10 protein-coding genes are annotated in these 11204 nt (G+C 48.4%); 6 read left to right on the forward strand and 4 right to left on the reverse strand.

The window, feature by feature from the left end; translation table 11 throughout:
- The first annotated feature begins 66 nt into the window (after window positions 1-66).
- Entirely contained in the window at window positions 67-3156 is a 3090-nt protein-coding gene (locus BUB94_RS12810; protein WP_073237679.1) for a glycosyl hydrolase family 28-related protein, read from the forward strand.
- A gap of 9 nt (window positions 3157-3165) precedes the next feature.
- A complete protein-coding gene (locus tag BUB94_RS12815; protein ID WP_073237681.1) occupies window positions 3166-4887 on the forward strand; it encodes a hypothetical protein in 1722 nt (573 codons plus the stop codon).
- A gap of 6 nt (window positions 4888-4893) precedes the next feature.
- Here BUB94_RS12815 and BUB94_RS12820 read toward each other — a convergent pair whose 3' ends face one another.
- Window positions 4894-5094 (reverse strand): type II toxin-antitoxin system Phd/YefM family antitoxin, encoded by a 201-nt coding sequence (locus BUB94_RS12820; RefSeq protein ID WP_073158340.1) that lies wholly within the window; start codon window positions 5092-5094, stop codon window positions 4894-4896.
- A gap of 51 nt (window positions 5095-5145) precedes the next feature.
- Between BUB94_RS12820 and xseA the strand changes: the two genes are divergently transcribed.
- On the forward strand, window positions 5146-6444 hold the full coding sequence (gene xseA, locus BUB94_RS12825) for an exodeoxyribonuclease VII large subunit (RefSeq protein WP_073158337.1): 1299 nt from the start codon (window positions 5146-5148) through the stop codon (window positions 6442-6444).
- 22 nt (window positions 6445-6466) lie between these two features.
- Here xseA and BUB94_RS12830 read toward each other — a convergent pair whose 3' ends face one another.
- Window positions 6467-6883, reverse strand: coding sequence for a type I restriction enzyme HsdR N-terminal domain-containing protein (locus BUB94_RS12830; RefSeq protein WP_073158334.1), 417 nt, complete (start codon window positions 6881-6883; stop codon window positions 6467-6469).
- Between the two features lie 606 nt (window positions 6884-7489).
- Between BUB94_RS12830 and BUB94_RS12840 the strand changes: the two genes are divergently transcribed.
- The 3 genes from BUB94_RS12840 (at window position 7490) to BUB94_RS12850 (ending at window position 9808) form a co-directional block, all read left to right on the forward strand.
- Window positions 7490-8794 carry a pyridoxal phosphate-dependent aminotransferase gene (locus BUB94_RS12840; RefSeq protein WP_073158328.1) on the forward strand — a complete coding sequence of 435 codons (1305 nt, stop codon included), beginning with the start codon at window positions 7490-7492 and terminating at the stop codon, window positions 8792-8794.
- A 59-nt stretch (window positions 8795-8853) separates the two neighbouring features.
- Window positions 8854-9129, forward strand: a complete 276-nt coding sequence (locus tag BUB94_RS12845; protein WP_073237687.1) for an ATP-binding cassette domain-containing protein — start codon at window positions 8854-8856, stop codon at window positions 9127-9129.
- Window positions 9130-9256: 127 nt separating this feature from the next.
- Window positions 9257-9808, forward strand: a complete 552-nt coding sequence (locus BUB94_RS12850) for an ATP-binding cassette domain-containing protein (RefSeq protein ID WP_073237690.1) — start codon at window positions 9257-9259, stop codon at window positions 9806-9808.
- On the opposite strand, the gene BUB94_RS12855 is transcribed toward BUB94_RS12850, so the two are convergent.
- Window positions 9774-10640, reverse strand: coding sequence for a hypothetical protein (locus BUB94_RS12855; RefSeq protein ID WP_139260225.1), 867 nt, complete (start codon window positions 10638-10640; stop codon window positions 9774-9776). The genes BUB94_RS12850 and BUB94_RS12855 overlap by 35 nt on opposite strands.
- Before the next feature lie 100 nt (window positions 10641-10740).
- Window positions 10741-11037: a hypothetical protein gene (locus BUB94_RS12860; protein WP_073158317.1), complete on the reverse strand. Its 297-nt coding sequence runs from the start codon at window positions 11035-11037 to the stop codon at window positions 10741-10743.
- Window positions 11038-11204 lie beyond the last annotated feature (167 nt).

The raw sequence follows: 11204 nt of genomic DNA on the forward strand, positions 1-11204 counted from the left end.
TAAATAGGTGTTTTTTTTACTTATGTAAATTTCTAGTTATATTGTATAACATACGAGGTTTTAAGTATGTGTAGAGGTTTTAGGTTTATTCTGGCGGTTTCCGCCCTATTTGCAAGCAATATTTTTGCCCAGGTGGAATTTCCCCTGGGTTCCAAGGTCATCAACGTCACCAAGGATCCGTATCACGCCAAGGCCGACGGCAAGACCGACGACACCGAAGCCATTCAGAAGGCATTGAACGACCATCCGGATGGAGACTACATCATCTATCTCCCCCATGGCATCTATAAAATTACCGACCAGCTGGTTTGGCCCACCACAGAAAAGGCAGAAAATTCCAGCAGACGAACCATTCTTCAAGGTCAGAGCATCGGCGGAACCATTCTCCAGTTAGCTGATAGTACCTACGGCTTTGACAATCCGGACTTCCCCAAGGCAGCCATTAACACGGGTATGGGTCCCGAGCCCAGAATCCGTAACGCCATCCGCGATATGACCATCCGTACCGGCAAGGGCAACCCCGGCGCCATCGGTATCCAGTTCAACGCCTCCAACCAGGGCGCCATCAACAATGTAAAGATTTACTCCGGCGACTCTACCGGTGTGTATGGTATTGACCTGGGCTTTAGCGAAGGCGTTGGTCCCCTGCTCCTGAAGAACGTGGAAATCCGCGGTTTCCAGGTCGGCGTTTACGCCAAGGGCGAACAGGGAACGGTCACCATGGAACACGTCACCCTGGGCGGACAGACCAAGTACGGTCTGGAAAATGAAGACATGAACCTGGCAATTAGAGCCCTACGTTTCAAGGGATATGTTCCTGCAGTCTACAACCACGGCCCTTATGCCATCATGAGCCTTGTAGACGGAACCCTGGAGTTTGACAACGAACAGAAGAAGGGCAAGCCCACAACCGCAATCAAGAACGAAAGCGAACTGTTCGCAAGATCCATGAAGGTCAGCCGTTTCAAGACCATGCTGACCTCCAAGAAAAAAGGCGTCATGGACGCCCTGTCTAACAGCGAAATCATTGAATTTACCACTCAGGAAAGCCGCCAGCTCTGCCATAGTCCCAAGCAGACTATGCGTGTTGCCGTGGCAGAAACCCCCAACTACGCAGAACAGAAGGCCGATAACTGGATTACCATCGCAGGCGACTACGGTGGACGCTCCAATACCGGTTCCGATGACTCCAAGGCCATTCAGGAAGCCATTGATGACGGTGCAGAAACTCTGTACTTCCCCCCGGGAGGCCGCTGGACCATCAACCGTGACATTTATATTCGTAACCGAATCCGCAGAATTATCGGTATCGAAGGTCGAATCGACGGCAAGGGCAAGTTCATCGTAGAAAACGGAGCCTTCAATGAGTTGACCATCGAACGATTCTCTGAATTCGGTAGCGGCATCATCCAGAAGTCCACCCGAAGCATTTTGATCAAGAACACCATGCTCCGTTCTCTGGAAACCGATGAACACGGCCGAGGCGACTTCTTCCTGGAAGACGTGGCTGTTGGAACAATCCAGCTGAACCACAACCAGAAGTTGTGGGGCCGTCAGGTTACCATGATGGGCGACACCAAGGGTCCCAAGATTACCAACAATGGCGGTACAATCTGGATTTTAGGTCTTACAGCCAAGAAAGGTAACACCATCCTTCAGAACTTCAACAAGGGTTCCGCAGAACTGATCGGCGTGCAGGTGGTGGATAGCGACAAGGCCAAGGACCGCCCCATGTTCATCAATGACAACGCAGGCCTTTCTATTGTTGGCCTCCGTGAAACATTGACTCGAGGCAATCCCTTCCACAAGGTTATCGAGGAATCTCGACAGGGATCTGCAATCAAGTCCCTCCTGGGCACAGAACTTTCCCGAACCGAAAGCGGCGGTGCATTGTTGCCCGTGTTTGTGGGCTATGCTCCTAAGCAGGGTTCCAACGAAAAACCCATCGCCAAGATCCCCGACGAATTGCTGATTGTTCAGCCGAACCGCATCCGCGTTACCGGCACGATTATCGATGACGGCCGTGGCGACGGTCTTTGCGAAGTGCCGGTCCACTGGAAAAAAGGCGCCGGTCCGGGTAAGATTATTTTCTCTGACAGTTCCGCATACGAAACCGACATTTCCTTTACGGCAAGTGGACGTTACAATGTGATTTTCTCTGGCGATGACGGTTACCAGATTGGATACGATACCGCAAAGGTTTACGTGTTCGACAAGCGCTACACCACTCTCGACAACGATGGAGACAACATCCCCAGCGGTCGCGGAGCAGCCACCTGGATTTCTGAATTCGACAACTATAGCCCCCACAACACAGACCCTGAACTGCGAGTTTCTAACACCGCCGGTTCCGTGGGAAAGATTTACCTCAAGTTCGACCTTTCCGCATTGCCCGGTCCTCTGTTTGACGCAGCCCTTAAGTTGGAATTCGATCCAGCAACCGTGGACTCCATCAAGAAGCCCATGCAACTGAACATCTTTGGTCTCAAGGAAACTGGAAAGGACATGAAGTTCGGCGACCAGAAGCTAGGCGTTGACTGGCCCGACTACGAACTTACCTGGGAAAACGCTCCCGCCAACCTTCCCCAGCCCGGTGGTCAATTCAACATCCGCAAGAATTCTGGTGGCGGTGTCGACACCAAGTATGCAGACTTCCTTGGCATTATCACCTTGAATCCCAAGGCTCCTCTTGGTGCATTCCTCCGTACACCTACACTTACAGAATTCTTCAAGCGCAAGCATCCTTCCAACCTGTACACCTTGATCCTAACCGCAGTCGACACCAACGAAGTCGTTCTTCCGTCTCATAACGCAGGCAAAAACTTTGCTCCGTCCCTGATGGTCGGCTACTTCGACAACACCAAGTCCGTAGGTGGTGACGCCATGGATGGTGGTTATACCTTGACCAAGGTCGTTGTAGATATTTATACTCTCGAATGCAGCTTTGACTTGACCGTCGGTTACCCGCAGTTTGTTCAAATTGAAATCTTGAACGAATTCGGCAAACGTATGCTTACCGTTGCCGCCCGCGAACTGGACGGCGAAAAGAAGACCACGATCAAATTCAAGGCAAAGGCCTTCCCCACCGGCAAGTACGTTCTTAAGGTGGTTGGCGAAGCATTCTCTGCCGAACAGAAATTCTATATCTTGAACTAGGGAACAATTATGAGCATCAAGAACATCTTTACTCTAGGACTTAAGTTAGCCGCCATTGCCGGCACCACTTGTCTCCTTTTCGCATGCGGAGACGATTCCAGTTCCAATTCAGAACCGGAGGAATTCGGTTATGTACCTTCCAGTTCATCCATCAGCACCCGAGCCGACATCGACTACGGTGACACTATCGTTTTGAACAAGAAGCTGGACTTGAACATCGAACTGATCAAGGATACTGCCGATGCAAAAGACAGTAGCGAAATCTACATCGACAGTCTCGCCACAAAAGTTCCTCTGTACATCGGTGAACTCACCCGAGGCAGCCGCATCAGAGTCAAGGCTTCCGTGGCAAACATTGCCAGCGAAAAAATCCGCATTAGAAGCGAATACGGCGAAGCACTGAAGGCTCTTACGGCAATTCCTCGTAACGATGCCCATCGTGATTCCATTTATGACAACTACATGGTACCCAGTCTGGGAACAAAGCCGGACTCCACCTATAGGGACTCCAACCAGTTTGTCGTATTCACCCCCAACCACTACTACCTGGAAATCGAGGGTGAATTCACGAACGAATCTACGGCACGTCTTTTTGTTCAGATTGACACATCCTATTACAAATACACCGGCGAAAACGATTCCGTTTCCATGGAAATGAGCGACACCTTGCGTGGCATCATCCTTATGGGTGATGACGCTCCCGAAAACATCACGATTGATTTCGCCGCCAGCGAAGGCCACAGCCTGAACCTGACCACCGAAGGAACCAACCTGAACAAGTGCGAACTTTTCGAAAACGATTCCCTACTGAGCGAAGCCGTATCCGAAATCGACACCATGATGATTCCCAACGACACCACAAGCTGGTCTCTGAAGATTACTCCGGAAACTTTCTCCAGCGTGTGGAGCGGTCCTTTCGCATTCTTTACCACAACCACCCGTTCCCGCGAACTCGAAAAGGGCGAATACTTCGCCAACCCGGATTCCATCAAGTATCCTGGCGAAACCTTCCAGACGGACCGTCCCAAGGATCTCCCCGAAGCAGAAATCTACCGTTACAACCTGCGTCAGGAACAGTTCGTTTGGATTGGTAATTACGAGAAGGGCGATTCCCTGATGGTAAAGCACTGGATAGCAAACTACAGTGAAGACAATTTCAACAGCCCCTCCACCTGCGAAATCCTGAACAAGGACAAGAAAGTGGTCGCCTCCATCAGCTGCACCTATGGTGGGGAACTGAAGGTTCCTGCAAAGGGACCCTACTACCTGCACTACCTGCGTCTGAATTCCTACGCCCTTTCCGGTGTATCGGATTCCCTGAAATACGTGCTGCAGCTTTTCGTGATGGTTCAGCAGCCCGGCCTTCTGAAGAGCATGAACTTCTACGACCTCGAAAAGGATGAACCAATGACTCTCATTAAGAAGTCTGCCGGTTCCGTCCTCCGCTTCAAGGACATTAACAACTTCAACTTCGAAGCAAAGAGTTCCTCCCAGTGGAAGGAAATTGGTTCCGATGTGAGCTGGTTCGTTCCCTGCGAATCCCTGAACTACATCAACCGCGACAACTTGTACCGTTGTAGCGACGATGATGATGAACAGGAAATTTCTTCTGATTACCTGATGATCCAGGAAAGCGGTATTGGAGAAACAGCCAAGATTATTGCCCAGAGCAAGGCTGACCCCTCTATGCGCGACACCCTGAAGATTTCGATCATCAAGGCCGCAGACTAAAAAGGATTATTCTTCCCAAATCTGATTGGGAAGTTTTCCGATATCGCGAAAGTCCAGCTTGCCGGCTGCGGGTGCAGCGACACTCACCAGGCGAGCCAAGGGCTTACCGGCACGTTCAATAACAATCTCTTCGTCCTTAATGGCAACCTGGTTCAACAGGTTGCCAAAATTTTGACGTGCTTCCATTGCAGATACAACTTTTGCCATAGTTCTATAAAAATAAAATTTTGGTCTGCATAAATAATTATATTCTGCCTCATGGCGCAAGAAATCAAGTCCTTTACCGTTACCCAGTACCTGACATCCCTAAAAAAGAGGGTTGAAGAAACCCCTTCTGTATGGGTTCGCGGGGTTATTACCCGAATGACGGTAAAACCCAACATTGTCTACATCAGTATCGCCGACTTTGTGGAAGGAAGTGTCAAGCCCGTTGCCGCCCTGGACTTGACTTGTTTTGCCAGCCGTTTTGCCTACATCCTCGCCAAGATCCAGAGTTTTGAACAACCCTTCGAATTACGGGAAGAATTAAAGGTAAGCTTACAGATTAAAGCAGACCTTTATATTCCCACCGGGAGATTACAAGCCCAGATTCTGGACATTGACCCGGTATACACCGTTGGAGAACTGGCCCTTACAAAGAGTGCCATTCTAAAACGTCTGGCCGTAGAAGGCTTGCTAGAAAAAAACAAGAGTCTGGATCTTGCCGAAATGCCCATGCGCATCGGTTTAATTACCGGCGAAAAGACAGCCGCCTTTAAGGATTTTACATCAAAGCTATCAGACTCCCCTTTCGCATTTAAGGTCATGACCGTTTACGCCAAGATGCAGGGAGAAGAAACAGAAAAGTCGGTATTGGCTGCGCTTGAAAAACTTGCCCGCGAGCCTTCTCTCGATGTCGTTTGCATCGTCCGTGGAGGAGGATCCAAGACCGACTTGAATTACTTCGATAGCGAAGCCCTCTGCCGTGCTGTAGCCAACTATCACATTCCCGTTTTCACCGGCATCGGCCACGAAATTGATAAAAGTTTGCTGGACGAGGTGGCCTACCAAAGTTGCATCACGCCTACAGATACCGCCAAGCGCATTATTGACCGAGTCAATGATGGCTGGAACAAAATGCTTGTAGCCGCCCAAAATGTAGCCATCGGCGCCAAGGACGCAATCCTTCGGGAAAACCAGACCTTGGCCAATGCAGGTGCCCGCCTACAGCAAAAAGTAACAGCTAAAATTCAGAACGAAAAAACAAAGTTAGCCGTTTGCGGAAGCAATTTAAAACGAGACCTGAATTACATCATTCGAGACGAGAGTGCCCGACTGGACCGAAACACAGAAGGTTTAAAACAAGGATCCCGCAAAATTCTTGACCTCGCCAAATCCAAATTTACTCTATCCGAAGTACGTGTAAAAGCGGCAGACCCGGCAACCACCTTAGCCAAGGGATATTCCCTCACTCTGGACGCCGCAGGTAAGTTTATACGTAACGCAAGTCAGTTAAAAGCTGGCGACAAGATGACCACTCGCCTTCGCGACGGAGAAGTCACCTCCGTGGTGCAGTGACATCAAAATCAAGAACAGCCACTTATTGGAATATTGGCAAAGTCTCAATTTTTTCGAAACGTTTTGTTGTTCCGTCTAGCTTAAAATAACGGACCCCATCCCCAAGGGATAGCATCACATAATTGGGAGTCAAAATCTGCAGGTACTTGTTTAACTGCTGCTGTAAAGCAGGCCAGTTGTATTCCCCGGGAGCCTTGCACTCCACCAGAAGCCAAGGTTTGTCTATCGTAGCACCGTCACGGAAGTTATGGACCATAATGTCCACACGGTCGTCCGTCTTCGGATCAACGACATTCAACGAAAACTCTACCGCAATCAAATGTTCCGGAACTTTCACCTGGTCCAGCAAATAACGGATAGTCGCCTGGCGCACGTGTTCTTCGGGCGTCGCCGGGACATCCTTCTTGCGGATTGGGTCATATAAAGTTTCAGAAGCCATGTACAAAATGTAAAAAAAATAGGCAGGCTTTTTTCATTTTTTGGGCTCCACACGCCCCCATTTTGCAGATTCGGAGCCCAATATTACACACAAACTAACAATAAAATTCACTTTAACTGAATCCAATGGGCTCCATATTCACAGCAACTCCCATTTTGGAGTCCATTTCAATGAACGTCCCCTCAAAAGCATTTTATACAAACTAAAAACACAGGCTCCAAATCGGGAAAAAACTTAATTTGGAGTCCAATTTTCCCCAAAAAAAGACTTTTTATGCCTTGACTTACATAAAATCCAGAAGTATATTTTTGGACATGAAAATGATTCTTGAACAGAACATCTTCGCAGCAGCGATTGCGGCGGGCGCGGCGGAAGCACGAGCCTGTGTTGAATCATACGCGACTGTTCAGGAATTGTAAAGGTCTGTACGCAACCAACTGGTGAAACAGATAAAAGGATTTCAAAAGGGCAGTCCCGCAAGGACGGCTCTTTTTATTTTAGCCAATTTTAAACCAAAAACAACAAACAAGGAAAATTCAAAATCATTTTTTATCTATTATTAAGCGGTAAATTATTTGAATTTTCAATACGATACAGGAGTATAAAATGAGAAAGCGTTTGCTTACCGAAGGTGCCAAGGAACTGTCTTACGAAATTCGTGAGATCGTTAAGAAGGCGAACCTCCTGAAAACGCTGGGCATGCCGAAGATCCACTGGGAAAACATCGGCGACCCCATTGAAAAGAAGTGCCAGGTCCCTGAATGGATCAAGGACATCGTCGTGGACCTTTCCAAGGAAAACCGTTCCTATGGTTACTGCCCGTCCAAGGGTATGCTGGAAACCCGCGAATTCATCGTGAAGGAAACCAACAAACTGGGCGGCGCCCAGATTACCGTTGACGACATCCTGTTCTTCAACGGCCTCGGTGATGCAATCGCCACATTGTACAGCCTCCTGTCCATGACCACCCGTATCATTGGACCGTCTCCTGCATACAGCACCCACAGCTCTGCAGAAGCAGCACATGCACACTCTGCTCCTATCACCTACAGCATGAAGCCGGAAAACCACTGGTATCCGGACCTGGAAGAACTTGAAAACAAGGTGAAGTACAACCCCTCCATCGCTGGCATCCTGATTCTGAATCCGGACAATCCCACTGGCATGGTCTATCCTCTTGAAATTCTCCAGAAGATCGTTGATATCGCAAAGCGTTACAACCTGTTCATCATCTGCGACGAAATCTACAACAAGATTACCTACAATGGAGCAAAGGCTTACGCTCTGGCCGAATACATCGGCGACGTTCCGGCTATCGCTCTGAAGGGTATCTCCAAGGAATATCCGTGGCCGGGCGCACGTTGCGGCTGGGCTGAATACTACAACCGCGACAAGGACGAACAGTTCGACGCCTTCTGCCGCGCTCTTGACAACGCCAAGATGGTTGAAGTCTGCTCCACCACACTCCCCCAGATGACCATTCCTCGCGTGCTGGGCGATCCTCGCTTCATGGAACACCGCCAGGCTCTGAACGAAAAGATTGGCCGTCGTAGCGCTATTATTAACGAAATTCTTTCCGACATTCCGGAACTGTATTTCAACCCCACTTACGGTGCATTCTACAACACCATCATCTTCCGTGAAGGTGTTCTGAACAACCACCAGAGCCTGAAGATCGACAATCCGCAGATCAAGGCCAAGGTTGAAGAATGGTGCTCCAAGACCGAAAATCTGGACTACCGCTTCGTGTACTATCTGTTGGGAGCAAAGGGTATCTGCGTGGTGCCCAGCACCAGTTTCTGCACAGACCTCAAGGGCTTCCGCGTGACGCTGCTTGAAGAAGACGAAGCAGAACTGCGCAGCGTGTTCACCACCATCCACGACGCCATCATCGAGTACCTGCATAGCTGAATCAGTGGTTAGTAAACAGTGGTTAGTAAACAGTAATCACTAACCACTAGCCACTAAATATGAAATCTTTCGATCTTCAGGTCAAGAACGTTTCCAAGAGCTTCGGCGAAAAGGCCGTGCTCGAGGGAATTGACGTATTCATCAAGGACGGCCAGTTCGTGACTTTGTTTGGTCCTTCCGGTTGCGGAAAGACCACGCTCCTTCGCATTATCGCAGGCTTCGAAAAAGCCGACGCAGGCGAAGTGATTCTCAGTGGCGAAGTCATTTCCAACAAGTCTCCGGCACACCGCCCCATCAACACGGTGTTCCAGAGTTACGCCCTGTTCCCCATCTGAACGTTTTTAACAACATCGCTTTCGGCCTCAAGAGTCATGAGGTTCCTTAGGACGAAATCGAGAAGCGCGTAAACGCCATGATGGAAATGGTGAACATCACCGACCTGAAAAACGAAATGCCCGCGCCTTGGTGAACGAGCCCGACATTCTGTTGCTGGACGAACCCCTCAGCGCGTTTGATGCAAACCTCCGCAAGAAACTCCAGGTGGAACTGAAGGAAGTCCAGAAGAAGACGGACACTACCTTCATCATGGTGACTCACGACCAGGACGAAGCCATCGCCGTAAGCGACCGCGTGCTGGTGATGTACAAGGGCCAGATTGTGCAGGATGGTTCTCCCGAAGATGTTTACGAACATCCGGTGAATCGCTTTGTGGCCACCTTCATGGGCGAGTGCAATATTCTGGAATGCAAGCGTGCTTCCGATGACAAGGTAACTTGTGCATTCGGAGAACTGATTGCAGAACTTCCCGGTGTAGGCAACGCAGAAAGCCACAAGCTTCGTGTGATGACCGACCCCGACGAAATCTACAACCCAGGCGACCTCGTCAAAAGCCCTTGCAAATTTTCCTTAAGTAATTTTCCCATAAAAAGAAAAAGTCCCGCACAAAGTGCGGGACATTTTTCCTTAAGAAGTAAAAGAACTACTTACCAATCTTTGCGGCGGCTTTTTTCTTAAAACCTTCCACAGCCTTGTTGACTGCAGCCCTATACACATCCACGGTACCACTGGCCTTCATGTCAACGCCCCCATTGCTATAGCGGGCATAGTCATCGCCTTCAAACTGATCCCAGCCGCGATCAGAATAAAGGATCATATTACCGGACTTGTCAACCAAGGCCACATCCACACGGACAATCGGAGTCACGCGATTCATCAATTTGGTCATCATCCCTTTTTCGTAGGCAAACTGAAAATCCGCAATAGCGATAGCATCGACATCAAGCTTTTCACAAAGTTCGCCAACCGGCTTTAGAATAAAATCTTCCACCTTCGTGTTATTCACATAGTAATGACCAGATGGAACAATGTAGTTGTAAGGAAGCGGCATCATGCCAGTCGGGGTAACATAACGCGTTTTTTTGGCATTATGGATCTTGTCCATGTGAAGATGGTTTTCGGCATTTTCAATAGCCTCAGCAGTCTTTTGAATTGCATCGCTTGCAAAGAAAGCTTTCACATCTTCGCTATTGAGTGTTTCTTCAAAAGGAACGACTGTCCATCCATCGATGCTACTTAATGCCTTATGCAATTCATTTGCACCATGAGTTACGATGGTCACCTGTTCTTCGGTAAAGTATTCAACATTATCCTTGATAATGCCACCGACAAATGACATCAACGTTTCCTTTTTTTCTTTAAACTCTTCAATGTCAATAAATTCCTCGTTACCAGTAACAGCAAGAATAGCAATCTTCTTTACATTTCCAATATCGGGTTTCTTAACATTAATACCTGCACAAGAGCAAAGCAAAAGCGCTAAACAACAAAACAAAATTATTCTCTTCATGAGAGCTCCTTCAAATATTTTTTTGTTCAAAAATTGCGATTGTCCTCAAGGCAAAAGCCCCGCACAAAAGTGCGGGGCATTTTTACTTAAGAAGTAAAAATTACTTTGCAAGGAAAGTCGGGCATTGCATGCCTTCACCATAGTAATATTCTGTACCGAACATCTTGTCTCCGGTCGGGCATTCAACAGTATAACCTGCCGGGCAGTTTTCAACAAGTTCGGCATTGTCACCCTGACACATTTCTTCAATCATGTCAGCATTTGCGGTACAATTTGTTACCTGACCATTGTACTTGTAAACGCAGGCCTTGGAGCTTGCGCTAGAAGAGGAATCATCGCTACATGCGGTAAACATTGCGGCGACAGCAAATACAGACAGAAGGATAATCTTATTCATTTTTTTTCCTTGATAATTGTGATATAGTAGAATATAGCTTGAAAAAGTTTCCAGAACAAGGGATTTATGTTCCCCGAATTCTATTTGCAAATGCATAATCCGAGCGGAATCTGAAGGATGCAAAAAAGGCCCCCAGATGGGAGCCAGCTAGGATAACTAAATTGCAA

The organism is Fibrobacter sp. UWH9 (assembly GCF_900129715.1).
In the GTDB taxonomy this organism is placed as follows: Bacteria; Fibrobacterota; Fibrobacteria; order Fibrobacterales; family Fibrobacteraceae; genus Fibrobacter.

Coding starts and splice junctions, on each gene's coding strand:
- BUB94_RS12840 (WP_073158328.1), top strand. CDS start 7,490: ATGAGAAAGCGTTTGCTTACCGAAGGTGCCAAGGAACTGTCTTACGAA.
- BUB94_RS12845 (WP_073237687.1), top strand. CDS start 8,854: ATGAAATCTTTCGATCTTCAGGTCAAGAACGTTTCCAAGAGCTTCGGC.
- BUB94_RS12830 (WP_073158334.1), bottom strand. CDS start 6,883: ATGGCTTCTGAAACTTTATATGACCCAATCCGCAAGAAGGATGTCCCG.
- BUB94_RS12810 (WP_073237679.1), top strand. CDS start 67: ATGTGTAGAGGTTTTAGGTTTATTCTGGCGGTTTCCGCCCTATTTGCA.
- xseA (WP_073158337.1), top strand. CDS start 5,146: ATGGCGCAAGAAATCAAGTCCTTTACCGTTACCCAGTACCTGACATCC.
- BUB94_RS12860 (WP_073158317.1), bottom strand. CDS start 11,037: ATGAATAAGATTATCCTTCTGTCTGTATTTGCTGTCGCCGCAATGTTT.
- BUB94_RS12855 (WP_139260225.1), bottom strand. CDS start 10,640: ATGAAGAGAATAATTTTGTTTTGTTGTTTAGCGCTTTTGCTTTGCTCT.
- BUB94_RS12820 (WP_073158340.1), bottom strand. CDS start 5,094: ATGGCAAAAGTTGTATCTGCAATGGAAGCACGTCAAAATTTTGGCAAC.
- BUB94_RS12815 (WP_073237681.1), top strand. CDS start 3,166: ATGAGCATCAAGAACATCTTTACTCTAGGACTTAAGTTAGCCGCCATT.